The sequence below is a fragment of the Elioraea sp. genome (assembly GCF_051860475.1).
In the GTDB taxonomy this organism is placed as follows: domain Bacteria; phylum Pseudomonadota; class Alphaproteobacteria; order Acetobacterales; family Acetobacteraceae; genus Elioraea.
The window spans coordinates 16,494-31,944 of sequence record NZ_JBHYDW010000021.1 but is presented as its reverse complement, the minus strand read 5'-3'; the positions used below and the strand labels follow the sequence as shown (position 1 = coordinate 31,944).

At 72.3% G+C, this 15,451-nt stretch carries 12 protein-coding genes and 1 riboswitch; of the genes, 8 read left to right on the top strand and 4 right to left on the bottom strand.

Annotation, left to right across the window (positions count from 1 at the left end):
* Positions 1 to 6: 6 nt before the first annotated feature.
* Positions 7 to 1,971, bottom strand: coding sequence for a TonB-dependent receptor plug domain-containing protein (locus ACTIFU_RS06335; protein ID WP_439577448.1), 1,965 nt, complete (start codon positions 1,969 to 1,971; stop codon positions 7 to 9).
* A 156-nt stretch (positions 1,972 to 2,127) separates the two neighbouring features.
* Positions 2,128 to 2,332, bottom strand: a riboswitch (cobalamin riboswitch).
* 32 nt (positions 2,333 to 2,364) lie between these two features.
* Complete coding sequence (locus tag ACTIFU_RS06330) at positions 2,365 to 3,066, bottom strand: exopolysaccharide biosynthesis protein (protein WP_439577447.1); 702 nt, start codon at positions 3,064 to 3,066, stop codon at positions 2,365 to 2,367.
* Between the two features lie 298 nt (positions 3,067 to 3,364).
* On the opposite strand from ACTIFU_RS06330, the gene ACTIFU_RS06325 reads away from it, so the two are divergent.
* From ACTIFU_RS06325 to ACTIFU_RS06300, 6 genes are all read left to right on the top strand, one after another.
* The gene (locus tag ACTIFU_RS06325; protein ID WP_439577446.1) at positions 3,365 to 4,039 is read left to right on the top strand and encodes a DUF1194 domain-containing protein; all 675 of its coding nucleotides are present in this window, start codon (positions 3,365 to 3,367) and stop codon (positions 4,037 to 4,039) included.
* A gap of 29 nt (positions 4,040 to 4,068) precedes the next feature.
* Positions 4,069 to 5,196 (top strand): 2-aminoethylphosphonate--pyruvate transaminase, encoded by a 1,128-nt coding sequence (locus ACTIFU_RS06320; protein ID WP_439577445.1) that lies wholly within the window; start codon positions 4,069 to 4,071, stop codon positions 5,194 to 5,196.
* Between the two features lie 90 nt (positions 5,197 to 5,286).
* Entirely contained in the window at positions 5,287 to 6,330 is a 1,044-nt protein-coding gene (locus ACTIFU_RS06315; protein WP_439577444.1) for a patatin-like phospholipase family protein, read from the top strand.
* Positions 6,327 to 7,697 carry an adenylate/guanylate cyclase domain-containing protein gene (locus ACTIFU_RS06310; protein WP_439577443.1) on the top strand — a complete coding sequence of 457 codons (1,371 nt, stop codon included), beginning with the start codon at positions 6,327 to 6,329 and terminating at the stop codon, positions 7,695 to 7,697. Before ACTIFU_RS06315 ends, ACTIFU_RS06310 begins: the two co-directional genes overlap by 4 nt.
* A gap of 29 nt (positions 7,698 to 7,726) precedes the next feature.
* On the top strand, positions 7,727 to 9,292 hold the full coding sequence (locus ACTIFU_RS06305) for an ABC transporter substrate-binding protein (RefSeq protein ID WP_439577442.1): 1,566 nt from the start codon (positions 7,727 to 7,729) through the stop codon (positions 9,290 to 9,292).
* Positions 9,293 to 9,321: 29 nt separating this feature from the next.
* Complete coding sequence (locus ACTIFU_RS06300) at positions 9,322 to 9,990, top strand: DUF3047 domain-containing protein (RefSeq protein ID WP_439577441.1); 669 nt, start codon at positions 9,322 to 9,324, stop codon at positions 9,988 to 9,990.
* Between the two features lie 9 nt (positions 9,991 to 9,999).
* Here ACTIFU_RS06300 and ndk read toward each other — a convergent pair whose 3' ends face one another.
* A complete protein-coding gene (ndk, locus tag ACTIFU_RS06295) occupies positions 10,000 to 10,422 on the bottom strand; it encodes a nucleoside-diphosphate kinase (RefSeq protein WP_439577440.1) in 423 nt (140 codons plus the stop codon).
* A 107-nt stretch (positions 10,423 to 10,529) separates the two neighbouring features.
* On the opposite strand from ndk, the gene ACTIFU_RS06290 reads away from it, so the two are divergent.
* A complete protein-coding gene (locus ACTIFU_RS06290; RefSeq protein WP_439577439.1) occupies positions 10,530 to 12,404 on the top strand; it encodes an ABC-F family ATP-binding cassette domain-containing protein in 1,875 nt (624 codons plus the stop codon).
* 140 nt (positions 12,405 to 12,544) lie between these two features.
* Here ACTIFU_RS06290 and ACTIFU_RS06285 read toward each other — a convergent pair whose 3' ends face one another.
* The gene (locus ACTIFU_RS06285; protein ID WP_439577438.1) at positions 12,545 to 14,119 is read right to left on the bottom strand and encodes an ABC transporter substrate-binding protein; all 1,575 of its coding nucleotides are present in this window, start codon (positions 14,117 to 14,119) and stop codon (positions 12,545 to 12,547) included.
* 192 nt (positions 14,120 to 14,311) lie between these two features.
* On the opposite strand from ACTIFU_RS06285, the gene ACTIFU_RS06280 reads away from it, so the two are divergent.
* Entirely contained in the window at positions 14,312 to 15,421 is a 1,110-nt protein-coding gene (locus tag ACTIFU_RS06280; protein WP_439577437.1) for a hypothetical protein, read from the top strand.
* Positions 15,422 to 15,451 lie beyond the last annotated feature (30 nt).

Below are 15,451 nucleotides of genomic sequence, written 5' to 3'. Positions count from 1 at the left end.
GCGGGGTCACAGCCCCGCGCGCACCCCCACCAGCACGGCTGCGCCTGGCACGACGAAGGCGTTCGCTGGCTCGTAGCGGCTGTTGGTGATGTTGCGCCCGAGCGCGAACAGCTCGACGGTCTCGGTCGCCCGCCAGCGCGCCGTGAGATTGACCACCACGCCGCCGGGATTGCGGCCGCGGCCGAGGAACGCGCCGCTGTCGGCGTAGATCACGTCGGCGGTCGGGCCGAACAGCAGCACCTCGGGGGTGATCGAGAAGCGCGGGTCGGCCTGGATCGTCGCGCCGAGGCTGCCCTGATGCCGCGGGCGGCGCAGCAGTTGCAGCCCGGTGTCGCCGTCCTGCGCGACCGTCCAGGTGTAGCCGGCGCGCAGAGCCAGCCACGGCGCGACCGTGACGTCCAAGGCGGTCTCCACCCCCTCGATGTTCGCCTTGCCGACATTGATGCGCGTCGTGAAGCTGGGGTCGTCGGCGATCAGGTCCGTGATGCGCGTGCGGAACCAGGTCGCGGAGAGCCGGCCCGGCGGCAGCCCAAGCGCGGCGAGATCGAACGCCACGCCCGCCTCGCCGCCACGGCCCCTCTCCGGGCGCAGGTCGGGGTTGCCGCGGAAGCCGAAGCTGCCGACACCGAACAGATCGAACAGGGTCGGCGCACGGAACGAGGTGCCGTAGGCCGCGTGCACCGACAGCGCCGCCTCGGGGATGGCCAGCACCCCGCCGACCCGCCAGGTCGTGGTGTCGGCGAAGGCGCGCGGCCTCTCGTGACGGAGGGCCGCCGTCAGGTCGAGCCGGCGGAACAGCCGCATCTGCCCGCCTAGATATGCGGCGTCGTTGCGCGTGCCGCGATCGACGTCCTGGCCGAACGGCCCGAACGGGCCGTCGAACCGCACCTGCACGTCGGCGCGGTCCTCGATCCGTTGCAGCCCGAAGGTCACGGAAGCGGCATCCGCCACGCCGAGATCGGGCAGGCGCAGCGTGTTGTCCCACTGCCAGACCGTGCGCGTGCCGATGTAGCGGGAATCGTCGCTGCCCGAGAACGCGAACTGATCGGGGCGGTCGCGGAACTGCCGGTTGTCGCGCGACTGCCCGACCGCGAGGGTGGTGTCGAGCAAGCCCGGGATCAGCGCGCCCGCGATCCCGGCGCGCCACATCCCGGTGCGGTTGCGCAGCGTGTAGTTCGGGTCGTCGCGCCCGGCTTGGTCGAGATCGGCTCTGGTCTCGCGCAGCCGGCCGAAGCCGAACACGCGGAAGCGTTCGCCCAGGCGGGCGCCGAGGTTCAGCGTCACCGCGCCGATGCGCGCGCCGTCGCGCTCGCCGATCGAGGTCGCGAGCCGTCGCGGCTTGACGTTGAACCCCTGGGTCGTGAATCCCTCGCCGATCAGCGCGTAGTCGAGTCCGTGCGCCTCGCCGGCGATCACCCCGGTCGCCGCAGCGGTGGATTGCGACCCGCCGGCGAGTTCGCCGGTCGCTGTGAACGCCCGTCCCGTGCCGCGCCCCGAGCGCGTGATCAGGTTCACCACGCCGCCGATCGCACCCGAGCCGTAGAGCCCGGACATCGGTCCGCGGATCACCTCGATCCGCTCGACATCGGACAGCAGATCATTGCCGAAATCGAACAGGCCCTGTGGTGTAGACGGGTCGTTCAGCGGCATGCCGTCGCGCAGCACCAGCACGTGGCTCGAGTTGGTGCCACGCACGAACAGGCTGGTCTGCTGGCCGGTGCCACCCGACTGCACCGCGCGCAGTCCCGGCACGGCCGCGAGCGCCTCGGCGAGGCTGCGGTAGCCGCGCCGCTCGATGGTCTCGCGGTCGATCACGGTAACGCCGGCTGGGATGCGTGCGATCGGGGTCGGCACGCGCGTCGCGGTGACGACGGTTTCTGGCAGGGTGCGCAGCGGCGGGCCGTTCTGGCTCGCGGCGGGTGTGACGATCAGCGCGGCGGCGGCGGCGCAGGCGAGGTGGTATGTGCGCAAGGTCGGCTCCCATGGTGACAGGGACGGCCGGGGCCATGCCGTGCCGGAAGCCGGGTCGATCTGGTCATGTCTCGTCCGCCTCCTCGCGCGACAGGTCCGGGCCGGTGTCGCCGCATGCGGACTTCTCCGTTGCGCCGGTGCACCCCGCCCGACGCGCGCGAACGACCAGCGCCGGCCGGTCTCCTGGCTTGCGGAGTCGGACCATGTCCGATGCGGCCTGCCGCCTTCCCGGGGACGCGCCCCAGTGGCCTGTGGCAGGCCGCCCTCCGCCTACAGTTGCGGGGGCAGCCGCGGCTTCGGGAGATCCCTCACCGCGTTCCCGTTTCAGCCCTTGCGGGCCACCGGCGCCGCACGAAGGCTAACGCGGATGTGAGCGGCGCGCCAGTGGGCGGCTCAGAACATCAGGCCGATCGCCCGAAGCGCGACCCAGAACAGCCCGCCGATGATGGTGAAGGTCAGCGCGGTGGCAAGCAGCCCCACCACCGCGCCGGCCGCCACCGCGCGGCTGTCCTCCTCAAGCAGGCCCATCGCCATGATCGCGCAGGCGAGGCTCGGCGGCCCATTGGTGAACGGCAGCGGAATGATTACCAGGCAGGCGAGGAACACGCCGTAGGCGCCGACCAGCCGGTCGGCCTTCCACTCGGTCAGTACCGACGGCCGCGGGCGAATGAAGCGCTCGATCCGTTGCACCCACGGGATCGCCTTCTCGACGATCATCTGCAGATCCTCGCGCTTCATTGACCGCTCGGTCAGAACGCGCGGCAGGCGCGGCTCAGGGTAGCCGAGCGCGAGCTGGAGGCAGACGATCGCGAGCGGGATGCCGAAGATCGGCGACCAGCCGGGGATGTAGATCGGCAGCAGGTTCGGCAGCGCGAACAGGATGATCAGGATGCCGTAGCCGCGCGCGCCGAAGGCATGGATCATCTCGCCAAGCGAGATGCGTGGCTTCGGCCAGGTCCGCGCGAGCTCGAGCATCAGGGCGGAGACCGGCAGATGGCGGCCGTTGCCGCCTTCGGGAGGCGATGGTGGTGGAGGCGCGACCTCCGTCATCGGGCCGGAGACCGGGCGCAGGCTTACCTCGGACGTCTCCAGCACCGATCCCCCTTCGTCCCCGGCAGGTCGCGCAGACCAATGCGCCGCGCGCACCGGGCGGCCGCCCACGAAGCCCCCGTTCCCGTCAAGCGGTCGGGGATCATGCATCCCAGGCCCGGTGTGTCCAGGCTCCGCCGCCGTGCGAGGCGATGGAGAGTAACGGAACCGTGCCCAGCGGCGAGTTAAATCGCCGACACCTCGGCGCAGCGGCGATCATGGAGCAGACACCATCGCGCATCACGGACAGGGTACGGCGACGACGATCGTCTGGTAGCAGGGTGAGGGTGACGGAAGGATGAACATGCCGCGACGGCATCTGGTGCTTGCCGCTCCGACCCTGGCGATCCCGGCGGCCGCCGCGCCGGTCGACCTCGCGCTAGCGCTCGCGGTCGATGTCTCCGCGAGTGTGGATTTCCGCGAGTTCGGGCTGATGATCGGCGGCTACGCGGCGGCGCTCCGCGATGCCGAGCTTGCGGCGCGGCTGACCGGTGGAGCGCGGGGCGCGGCGGTGGTCGCGATGCTGTTCTGGTCCGGCCCCGGCGCACGCGACCTCGCGGTGCCCTGGACCCGGGTCGCGAGCCCCGAGGACGCCGGCGCGCTCGCCGAGGCGATCGATCATGCCCCGCGCATCGTGCCCGCCGGCGCCACCGCGCTCGGCGAGGGGCTGGCAGCCGCCGCGGCCCTGCTGGCGCGGTGCCCGTATCCGGCCGCGCGGCGCGTGATCGACGTCTCCGGCGACGGCAGCAGCAACGCGGGAATGCCGGTCGCCGCCGGACGCGCCGCCGCCCTCGCGCTGGGCGCGACGGTCAATGGGCTCGCGGTGGTCGACGAGGAGCCGGACCTCGAGGCGTACTACCGCGACGAGGTGATCGGCGGCCCCGGCGCCTTCGTGATCCGCGCCGGCGACTACGCCGCCTTCGCCGAGGCGATCCGGCGCAAGCTGTTCCGCGAGGCGGCCGGCCCGCTGATCGCGTGACGCTCTGGACCGGCAGCGGGTGGCATGGCATGGGCGCGGCCATGAAGCTGCTGATTCCCGGCCCCGTACAGACCGATCCGCGCGTCAAGGCCGCGATGGCCCAGGACATCGCCCCCTGGGACAACGACACCCGCCCCCGCTACGCCGCGATGCGCGAGCGGGTGCGTGCGATCGCCGGTGGCGTGGCCGGCACCCATGTCTGCCTGCCCTTGCAGGGCTGCGGGCACTTCATCGTCGAGGCAGCGCTGCGCACCTTCGTCCCGCCCGGGGCCAAGGTGCTGATCCCGTCGAACGGCAACTACGGCGTGCGCATGATCCGGCTCGCGCGCGAGGCCGGGCGGGTGCCGGTGGTGCTCGAGATCGCCGAAGGTGAGGCGGTCCCGGCCGCGGCGGACGCGACCGCCCTCGCCGCCGACCCGACGGTCGGTGTGGTCAGCGTCGTGCACAGCGAGACCGCGACCGCGCTGATCAACCCGATCGAGGAGATCGCCGCCGCCGTGCGCGACGCCGGCCGCCGGCTGATCGTCGATGCGGTGTCGGGTTTCGGCGCGATCCCGTTCGACCTCGCAGCACACCCCGAGACCGAAGCGGTTGTGTTCTCCTCCAACAAGTGCCTGGAGGCGATGCCGGGCATCGGCTTCGCGGTCGCGCGCATCGACCGGCTGGAGGAATGCGCCGGCAACGCCGGATCGTGGTCGTTCGATCTGTCGGACATCTACCGCCACGCCTTGCTCTACGGCTGGGGCTCGATCCGCTTCACGCCCTCGATCCAGGCGCTCGGGGCCTGCGACGTGGCCCTCGACATCTTCGAGGCGGAGGGCGGCCAGCCCGCCCGGCTCGCGCGCTACACCGAGAATGCGCGCGTGCTGTGGGAGGGGCTCACCGGCCTCGGCCTCACGCCGTGGCTGCCGCGCGAGCGGCAGGGGCCGATCATCGTCAACATGCTCCAGCCGCGCGATCCTGCCTGGGAGTTGCAGCGCTTCGTCGATCTCTTGAAGCGGCGCGGCTTCCTGATCAGCAACTTCTCGACCACCGCGGTGCCGACCTTCCGCGTGGCTGCGATCGGCCGGGTGTTCCCGGAGGACATGGGCCGCGCGGTCGCCGCGATCGGCGAGACCCTGGCCGAGATGGGGGTGCGCCGGCGCGAGGCGGCCTAGACCCAGGCCCGCGGGCGACGCTCCCGGTTTCGTGATCGCCCCGGTGCCGCGGACGGCGCGAACTCCCGGAGGAGCAACGGGAGGCGCAGCATGGACGACGCAGGCGGCCGGGGCAGAAGAGCAGGACCGAAGCCGATCACCCTGGCGCTGCAGGGCGGCGGCGCGCACGGCGCCTTCACCTGGGGCGTGCTCGACCGCCTCCTCGATGACGACGGTGTCGCGATCGAGGCCGTCAGCGGCACCTCGGCCGGGGCGATGAACGGCGCCGCGCTGGCGAGCGGCCTTGCCGCCGGCGGTCGCGAGGGCGCGCGCGCCGCACTGGCGCGGTTCTGGGCGGCGATCGGCGGGCTCGAGCGGCTCTCGCCCTTCCCGCGCACGCCGTGGGACCGGCTCGCCGGACGCTGGAGCCTCGACCACAACCCGGGCTGGATCGCCTTCGACATCGCGACCCGGCTGTTCTCGCCCTATCAGGTGAACCCTTTGGACTGGAACCCGGTCGCCGAGGTGCTCGACGCCACGCTCGATCTTGCCGCCCTCGCCGACCCTGCCGCGCCGGCACTCTACGTCTCGGCCACCAATGCGCGCACCGGCGAGCTGCGCGTGTTCGCCCGCGCCGAGATCGGCCGCGACGTGCTGCTCGCCTCGGCCTGCCTGCCATTCCTGCACCAGGCCGTGCGGATCGACGGCGAGCCCTACTGGGACGGCGGCTACACCGGCAACCCGGCGCTGTTCCCGCTGATCTACGGCGCGCATCCGCGCGACCTCGTGATCGTGCAGGTGAACCCACGCACGCGCGAGGACGCGCCCACGACCGCGGCCGGCATCCTGAACCGCATCAACGAGATCAGCTTCAACGCCTCGCTGATGCGCGAGCTGCGCGCCATCGCCTTCGTCTCGCGGCTGATCGAGACCGAGAACCTCGATCCCGCGCGGTACCCGCGCGTGCGCGTACACATGATCGAGGCGGAGGAGGAGATGCGCACGCTGTCCGTGTCCTCCAAGTTCAACACCGAACCCGCCTTCCTGGAGCATCTGCGCGAGGTCGGGCGCGCGGCAGCCGCGCGCTGGCTCGCGCGCCACCGCGACGCGCTCGGCACGCGGTCCACGCTCGTGGCCGAGGACGCGCGGCCGTGACGGCCTGGCGCGAGCGGGCCGCGACGATCCTGCTCGGGCCTGCGCCACCGCACGACCTGCCGCCGCGGGCCGCGCGCGCGGTAGGCGACGCCGAGGCGGACGCCGAGGTGGTGGTCTGCCTCGTGCAGATCGCGGCGATCGTGATGTTCGCTGCCCTCTACTTCGCTGCCGAGCGCGCCTTTCCGCCCGACGTGCCGTTCGAACCGGTGCCGGTCACGCTCGCCGCCTACGCCGCGCTGACCGCGATTCGGCTCACCTTGGCGCTGACCCGGCGCCTGACGCCGCCCCTGCTCGCCGGCTCGGTGGTGCTGGACGTCACGGTGCTGATGCTGACGATCTGGTCGTTCCATCTTCAGTACGGTCAGCCGGTCGCCTTCGCGCTGAAGGCGCCGACGCTGCTCTACGTCTTCATCCTGATCGCGCTGCGCGCGCTCCGCTTCGAGCCGATCTACGTGCTGCTCACGGGGGCGACCGCGGCGCTCTGCTGGCTCGCGATCCTCGCGCACGCGATCGCCGAGGACGGCATGGACACGATCACGCGCGACTACGTCGCCTACATGAACAGCGCGCGCGTGCTGGTCGGGGCGGAGATCGACAAGATCGTCTCGATCGTCGTGGTCGCGGTGATCCTGGCGCTCGCGATCGTGCGCGCCCGGCGCGTGCTGGTGCAGGCCTCGGCCGGCGCGATCGCCTCGGCCGAGCTCGCCCGCTTCTTCGCCCCCGAGGTCGCGCAGCACATCATCGGCGCCGAGCGCGCAGTCCGGCCCGGTGACGCCGAGCTGCGCCACGGGGCGGCGCTGATGGTGGACCTGCGCGGCTTCTCCGCGCTCGCTGCGACGCTCGATCCGCCCGGGCTGATGCGTCTGCTCGCGGACTACCAGGCGCTGGTCGTGCCGATCATCGCCGCGCAGGGCGGCAGCATCGACAAGTTCCTTGGCGACGGCATCCTCGCGAGTTTCGGCGCGGTGCGTCCGATGCCGGATGCCGCCGCCCGGGCCATGCGCGCGCTCGAGGCGATCGCTGAGTCGGGCGCGCACTGGACCGCGAGCCGTCGCGCGTCCGGGCTGCCCGCGCCGCACATCGGCGCCGCGGTCGCCTCCGGGCCGCTGGTGTTCGGCGCGATCGGCGATCCGACGCGGCTCGAATACACGGTGCTCGGCGATCCGGTGAACCTCGCCGCCAAGCTCGAGAAGCACACCAAGGCCGAGGGCGTGGCCGCGCTTGCGACAGCCGCCGCCGCCGAGGCCGCGCGCCTCCAGGGCTGGCGGCCGCGCCTCGTGCTCGCCGCCCTGCCGGACACGGCGGTCGAGGGGATCGCCACGCCGGTCGATCTGGTTGCGCTGCGCGCGCGACCCGCGGCGCGGTAGAGTACACCGGTCACACCAGGGAGACCGTCATGACCCGGCTCGCCGCCCTTGCCCTCGCCGCCGCGCTCGCGGCCACGCCTGCCGAGGCCCAGTCGCTGCGCTGGGCCGCGGGCACCGATGTCGCCACGCTCGACCCGCACGGCCTCGCCGAGGGCTTCACGCTCTCCTTCCTCGGCAATGTCTACGAGGGTCTGGTGCGGCGCGCGCCGGACCTGTCGCTCGAACCGGCACTCGCGACCGAGTGGCGGAACGTCGCCCCGCGCGTCTGGCGCTTCACGCTGCGCGAGGGCGTGACGTTCCAGGACGGCGCGCCGTTCAGCGCCGAGGATGTCGCCTTCTCGATCGCGCGCGGCAAGGGCCAGCTCGCCGGCGTGCGCGGCATGCTTGCGCCGATCGCCGAGGCGCGCGTGGTCGATCCACGCACGGTGGAGCTGGTGACCCCGGCACCCGATCCGATCCTGCCCCAGGCGCTCGCGAACGTGCTGATCGTGTCGCGCGCATGGGCCGAGCGGAACGGCGCCGCCGAGGCGTCGAACCCCACGCGCAACGTCGAGAACTTCGCCACCCGCAACGCCAACGGCACCGGGCCGTTCAAGGTGGTCTCGCGCGAGGCCGACCGGCTGACAGTGCTGGCACGCAACGAGGCCTGGTGGGACCGGAACCGCGGGATGCTCGCCGAGGTCGAGTTCCGCCCGATCGTCTCGGACGCGACCCGGCTCGCCGCACTGGCCTCGGGCGAGGTCGACCTGATCATGCCGGTGCCGCTGCAGAACGTGCCCCGGCTGAAGGCCAGCCCCGGGATCGTCGTGCTCGAGGGACCGGAGCTGCGCTCGATCTTCCTGGGCTTCGACATTGGTCCGGTGCTGAAACACGGCGATGCCGGCGGAGCGAATCCGCTCGCCGACGGGCGCGTGCGGCGCGCGATCGGCCATGCGATCGATGCCGAAGCGATCCGCACGCGCGTGATGCGCGGCGCGGCCACGCCCGCCGGACTGCTCTGGGGCCCGGGTGTCGCCGGCCACAACCAGGCCGAGGATCGCCGGCCGGTGTTCGACCCAGACCGGGCACGCGCGCTGATGGCGGATGCCGGCTTCCCGGAAGGCTTCGCGCTTACGCTGGACTGCCCGAACGACCGCTACGTGAACGACGACGCGATCTGCCAGGCGGTCGCGCCGATGCTGGCGCGCATCGGCATCCGGCTGAGCGTAAACCTGATGCCGCGTGCGCAGTACTTCCCCAAACTCGCTCGGCTCGACACGAGCTTCTTCCTGCTCGGCTGGTCCGCCGGCACCTACGACGCGCACCACCCGCTGCGCTTCCTCGTGCATGCGCGCGACCCGGACCGCGCGCTCGGCAGCTGGAACTACACGGGTTACGACCGCGCGGAGGTGAACGGCCTGATCGCCGCGATCGGCCAGGAGTTCGATCCCGGGCGGCGGCAGTCGCTGATCGACCAGGCGGCGGCGATGATCCGCGCCGATGCGGTCTATCTGCCGCTGCACCACCAGGCGCTCGCCTGGGCGCACCGCGACCGGGTGCGGGTGGTGCAGCGGGCGGACGACTTCGTGGTGCTGAACTGGATCACGCTGCGCTGATTGGCGCGTCGGCGCGATGCTATGCTGCGATGGTGGAGACGCACCGGTTTCTCCTCCTCGCCGTGATGCTGGCATCCGCCGGGCCCGCCGACGCGTCGGCCGATCCGGCGCTCGTCGCGCAGGGCTGGCGCATCCAGCCGATCGACGGGCGCGTGCCGCTCTCGTTCGCCGCCGAGGGTGAGGCCGCGATCCGCATCAGCGGCTCCGGCGCGGGGATCGTGTTCCGGCCGCTGCGCGTGCCGGTGTCGCCGGTGCTCTGCCTCTCCTGGCGCTGGCGGCTGGAGCCGGGCGGCGCGTCCGACCGCTCCGGGCTCGTGCTGCAGATCGGATTCGAGGCCGACGGCGAGCGCATGACGCTGGGCCAGCGCTATGCGCTCGGCTTCGCGCGCATGATGTCGGGCGGGCGGATGGTGCCCGGCTTCGCGCTCTCCTACCGCTGGGGCGGCGAGGCCGGCGCGCCGGCCTGGCACCCGACGCCGCTCCTGCTGCTGCTCGAGCAGAGCCGCTGGCGCCAGACCGGGGACGCGCCGCTCGGCGTGTGGATCGAGGAGCGCGTGGCGCTGGCGGCCGAGTTCCGCGCCGCCTACGGCATCGCGCCGACCGGCCACGTCACTGAGGTCGCGATCGGGGCGCAGGCGGCCACGGCATTGGAGGCGCGCATCGAGGCGATCGCCTTCGGCCGATGCCCCGACCGGTAGTCTGCACCGCTAACCGACGATCTCGTAGCCGGCGAAGAAATAGGCGATCTCGATCGCTGCGTTCTCGACGCTGTCGGAGCCGTGCACCGAGTTCGCCTCGATGCTCTCGGCGAACAGCTTGCGGATCGTGCCGTCGGCCGCCTTGGCGGGGTCGGTGGCGCCCATCACCTCGCGGTGCTTCGCCACCGCGTTCTCGCCCTCGAGCACCTGCACCACCACCGGGCCGGAGCACATGAAATCGACCAGGCTGGCGTAGAACGGCCGGTCCTTGTGCACGGCGTAGAAGGTCTTGGCGTGCTGGCGGCTCATCCAGATGCGCTTCTGCGCGACGATGCGCAGCCCGTTCTGCTCGAACACGGCATTGATCCTGCCGGTGAGGTTCCGCCGCGTCGCGTCGGGCTTGATGATGCTGAAGGTGCGCTCGACCGCCATTCCGTGTCCCCTGGGATGCGAAGATGTGCGGCCGTCTAGGGCAGGACGGCCCGGAAGGGAACCCCCTGCCCTTCCCTCGCCGCGCCCAAGGCGGCTAAACCGCGCGCATGACGGTACTGGCAATCGAGGCGGCGACCATCCGGATCGCCGGACGGACGCTGCTGGACCGGGCGGATCTGACCATCGCACCCGGCCAGAAGGTGGGGCTGGTCGGCCGCAACGGTGCGGGCAAGTCCACCCTGCTCAAGGCGATCGCCGGCGAGCTCGGCCTCGACGGCGGCGGGATCCGGCTCAGTCCGCGCGCGCGGCTCGGCCGGGTGGCGCAGGAGGCGCCGTCGGGTGAGGCGAGCCTGATCGACACCGTGCTGGCCGCGGATGCCGAACGCACGCACCTGCTCGCCGCGGCCGAGACCGCCGCGCCCGAGCTTCTTGGCGACATCCACGACCGGCTGCGTGCGATCGGCGCCGACGCTGCCCCGGCGCGCGCCGCGACCATCCTCGCCGGGCTCGGCTTCGACGCCGAGGCACAGGCGCGCCCGGTCGGCTCGTTCTCCGGCGGCTGGCGCATGCGCGTGGCACTCGCCGCCGCACTGTTCGTCGAGCCCGACCTCCTGCTCCTCGACGAGCCGACCAACCATCTCGACCTCGAGGCGACGCTGTGGCTGGAATCCTGGCTCGCCCGCTTCGTCGGTGCGGCGATCATCGTCAGCCACGACCGCACGCTGCTCGACCGCGCGGTCGATACAATCGCGCATCTCGATCGGGGGAAGATCGCGCTCTACCCGGGCGGGTTCGAGGCGTTCGTGCGGATCAGGGAGGAGCGCGCCGCGCAGCAGGCGGCGATGGCGGAGAAGATCGCTGCGCAGCGCGCGCATCTCCAGGCCTTTGTCGATCGGTTCCGCTACAAGGCGTCGAAGGCGCGCCAGGCGCAGTCCAAGTTGAAGGCGATCGCGCGGCTGCCGGCGATCGAGGCGCTGGTCGAGGATGCGCCAACGCATTTCTCGTTCCCTGAACCGAAGGCGCTCGCCCCACCACTGATCACGCTGAACCGCGTCGCGGTCGGCTATGGCGGCGCGCCGGTGCTGCGCGAGGTCTCGTTGCGCGTCGATCAGGAGGACCGGATCGCGCTCTTGGGCCGCAACGGCAACGGCAAGTCCACGCTCGCGAAGCTGCTCGCCGGGCGGCTCGATCCGCTCGCGGGCGAGATGTTCCGCACCCCGCGCCTCACCGTCGGGTTCTTCGCCCAGCACCAGGAGGAGGACCTGTTCCTCGACGAGAGCCCGGTCGATCACATGGCGCGCGCCCTGCCGCGTGCGACCCCGGCGCAAATACGCTCGCAGCTCGCGCGGTTCGGCCTGGATGTCCAGCGCGCCGACACCAAGGTCGGCTCGCTCTCGGGCGGTGAGAAGGCGCGGCTGCTGCTGGCACTGGCCACCCGCGACGCACCGCAGCTGCTGATCCTGGACGAGCCGACCAACCATCTCGACATCGACGCGCGCGAGGCCCTGGTGCGCGCGATTGCCGACTACGAGGGCGCGGTGGTGCTGATCACGCATGATCCGCACCTGATCGAGCTGGTCGCGGACCGGCTGTGGCTGGTCGCCGACGGCACGGTCGCGCCGTTCGACGGCGACCTTGACGACTACCGCGCAGTGCTGGCCGAGAGCGGGCGGGCGCAGGCGGCGAAGGTGGCGCCAGCGCCGAGCCGGGTCGATGACCGGCGCGCGCGGGCCGAGGCGCGGGCCGCGCTCGCCCCGCTCCGCCGCAAGGCCGAGGCGGCCGAACGGACGATCACACGGCTCACCGCCGAGCGCGCAGCGATCGAGGCGACGCTCGCCGATCCGCGTCTCTATGCGGGCGCGGGCAGGCCCGAGGAGATCGCCGCGCAGAACGCGCGCCTCGCTGCGATCGCGCGCGAGATCGCGGTCGCCGAGGAGCTTTGGCTCAGCGCGAGCACGGCGCTCGAGGAGGCGCAGGCGTAGCGTCCGTCACCCTGCCCCTCGCCCAACACCGTGGGCGAGGGACCCCGATGGCGACGCAGGACCCGTCTCCCGCCGTTCATCCGAAAGTCTAGCGGTTGGGCGCCCAACCGGTTCCTGCCACGCGGCGGCCGGCGCCGGGCTCAGCTCTTCGACACGCCCCAGAAGAACGGCACCGGCGCCTTCGCGATCCCCTGCACGTTGCGGCGGAACGCGGTCGGCTGCTGGAACTGGCCGAGCGGCACGAACGGCACGGTCTCGAACGCGCGCGCCTGGATCTGTGCGATCAGCGCCGCCTGCTGGTCGGCGTCGGCTGTGTCCATGAACTTGTCGCGCAGTTCCTCCAGCACCGGATCGGTCGGCCAGCCGGCCCAGGCCTGCGCGCCATGCGTGCGCAGCGGCAGGTGGATCACCGGGGTGGCGACGTCCGGCCCCGCCCAGGAGGTGTGGAAGATGTTCCATCCCCCGCGGTCGGGCGGATTGCGGTTCGACCGGCGAGCCAGCACGGTGCCCCAGTCGGTCGCGACGAAATCGACGTTCATGCCAAGCCGGCGCAGCAGATCGGCGGTCACCTGGCTCATCGTGTGCGTGGCCGGGATGTCGGTCGGGCTGATGATCACCACCGGCTCGCCGGCGTAGCCGGCTTCGGTCAGTGCCCGCCGCGCCGCGGCGAGATCGGCCGGCATCTTCGCCTCGCCCTGGTCCTTGCCGATCGGCGTGCCGCAGACGAGGAAGCTGCGGCAGAGCGTGGCGTATTGCGGATTGCCGGTGATCGCGGCGAGGTAGTCGGTCTGGCTCACCGCCATCATCACCGCGCGCCGCACGGCCGGCTTGTCGAACGGCGGATGGAGGTGGTTGAAGCGGATCATCGCCAGCGAACCGATCGGGTCGCTGATCTGGATCTCGATGTCGCGGTTGCGCGCGAGCGTGGGCAGCAGGTCGAAGGCCGGCTGCTCGTACCAGTCCACCTCGCCGGTCTGCAGCGCGGCCGAGGCGGTGGCCGGGTCGGGGATGATGTGCCACTCCACGCGCTCGACCAGCACACGCTTGCCGCCCGCCGCCCCGTCGGGCGGCTCGCTGCGCGGCACGTAGCCGTCGAACTTCGCGAACACCGCACGGCTGCCGGGCACCCACTCCTCGCGGACGAACCGGAACGGGCCCGAGCCGACCGTCTCGGTGCTCGGCACCAAGGGATCGGAGACACCCACCCGCTCGGGTACGACGAACAGCGCCTGGGTCGAGAGCTTGCCCAGTGCATCGAGCATCAGCGGGAAGGGCCGCTGGAGGCGGATCTCGAAGTCGCGGTCGGAGGTCGCGCGGATGTCATCGACGATGCGCATGATCGTCTGCCCCATCGTGTCGCGGGCACCCCAGCGGCGGATCGAGGCAGCGCAATCCACCCCGCGCACGGGTGCGTTGTCGTGGAACTTCAACCCCTCGCGCAGACGGAACGACCAGACCGTGCCATCGGCCGAGACGCTCTGCCCCTCGACCATCTGCGGCTTGGGCCGGAACGCGGTGTCCACGCCGTAGAGCGTGTCGTAGACCATGAAGCCGTAGTTGCGGACGATGTAGCCCGAGGTCGCCACCGGATCGACCGCGGCGAGATTCGAGTGCGGAACGAAGCGCAGCACGGATGCGGGTGCGCGCTGGGCGACGGCCGGGCTGGCGAGCGCCGCGGCACTCGTTGCGGCGAGGAAGGATCGGCGGTTGAGCATCGGACGGCCTCCTGTGGCGCGGTCGGCGTTTCCCGGGTCCGGACCGGTGCGGTCGGCGCATGCGACTGGGCGGTCACCCGGTCAGCCGGGGACATTGGGCCGGCTCGCGTGATCCGGCCGAGGAGGACGGTAGCAGCATCCGTGTCCACGACGAAAGCCGACGGTCGCCTCAGGACTTGCCGGAGCCCGCGCATGCCGTATCTCTCGTCCATGCGCCGCCTGACCCTCATGCTCGCCACCCTCGCGCTCGCCGCCTGTGCCGCCCCGCGTCCGGCCGACGCCCCGGTGGCGCCCGGGGCACCGCCACGCGTCTCGGTGCTCGATCTCGATTCCGTGCCGCTGCCGAGCCCGACGGCGCGCCCGGTCTATGCGCGCTTTCTGACCTATCCGGCGCCGCGCGCCTTCGCGATCGGCGAGGCCGGCGGCATCGCCTGGACTGCAGGCGCGCCCAGCACCGGCGCGGCCGTGGATCGTGCGCTTGCGGGGTGCCGTCAGGCCAACCGCAACCAGCCGTGCCGGCTCTACGCCCGCGACCAGGACGTGGTGTGGGACGGCGAGCCGACTGAGCAGGCGCCGCATCCGGAAGGGACCGGCGGGCCGGGCTGGATGCTGTTCGTGCCCCCCGGCACGCTCCATCACGGCCCCCAGGGCCGCGGCGCGGTGCTGTGGACGCACGGACGCGGCGGCGAACCGGCTTCTCCGCAGGCGCGCATGCCCCATCCGTTCGTCCAGCGCTTCAACAACGCCGGATTCGACGTCTGGCTGCTGCTCCGCGAGCCCCGTGCCGATCGCAACTACGACCGGGTGCTCTCCTTCGCCGACGAGACGCTGCGCGCGGCGGCGCAGTGGCTGCGTGCCGAACAGGGCTACGAGCGCGTGATCGCTGCCGGACAATCCGCCGGTGGCTGGGCCGCGCTCGCCGCGCTCGACACGCCCGGCCTGCTCGACGGCGCGATCGTGGTGGCCGGTGCGGGCTACTACGTCGCGCCGGACGGTCGACGCAATCTGCTCGACTTCGACGCGCTGCTCGCGCGCGTGCGCGATCCGGATGCGCCGATCGTCGCGGTCATGTTCCAGGGCGATCCGCTGCTGCCCGACCCGGGCCGCAGCGCGGCGGCCATGCGGCGCGCGCTCGGCTGGCGCACCGGGCCGCTGCTGGTGATCGACCGACCGGCGGGGCTCACCGGCCATGGCGCCGGCGTCGCGCCCGCGTTCAATGATCGTTTCGGCGAGTGCCTGTTGCGCCTGATTGCCGAGGGCGAGGCGGCCCGCTGCCGCGCCGAGGGCGTCCCGCCGACCTGACAGACGCCGTCCCGGCGTGCTAACCCGGCA

Coding starts and splice junctions, on each gene's coding strand:
- ACTIFU_RS06325 (WP_439577446.1), top strand. CDS start 3,365: ATGCCGCGACGGCATCTGGTGCTTGCCGCTCCGACCCTGGCGATCCCG.
- ACTIFU_RS06320 (WP_439577445.1), top strand. CDS start 4,069: ATGGGCGCGGCCATGAAGCTGCTGATTCCCGGCCCCGTACAGACCGAT.
- ACTIFU_RS06315 (WP_439577444.1), top strand. CDS start 5,287: ATGGACGACGCAGGCGGCCGGGGCAGAAGAGCAGGACCGAAGCCGATC.
- ACTIFU_RS06305 (WP_439577442.1), top strand. CDS start 7,727: ATGACCCGGCTCGCCGCCCTTGCCCTCGCCGCCGCGCTCGCGGCCACG.
- ACTIFU_RS06300 (WP_439577441.1), top strand. CDS start 9,322: ATGGTGGAGACGCACCGGTTTCTCCTCCTCGCCGTGATGCTGGCATCC.
- ndk (WP_439577440.1), bottom strand. CDS start 10,422: ATGGCGGTCGAGCGCACCTTCAGCATCATCAAGCCCGACGCGACGCGG.
- ACTIFU_RS06290 (WP_439577439.1), top strand. CDS start 10,530: ATGACGGTACTGGCAATCGAGGCGGCGACCATCCGGATCGCCGGACGG.
- ACTIFU_RS06285 (WP_439577438.1), bottom strand. CDS start 14,119: ATGCTCAACCGCCGATCCTTCCTCGCCGCAACGAGTGCCGCGGCGCTC.
- ACTIFU_RS06280 (WP_439577437.1), top strand. CDS start 14,312: ATGCCGTATCTCTCGTCCATGCGCCGCCTGACCCTCATGCTCGCCACC.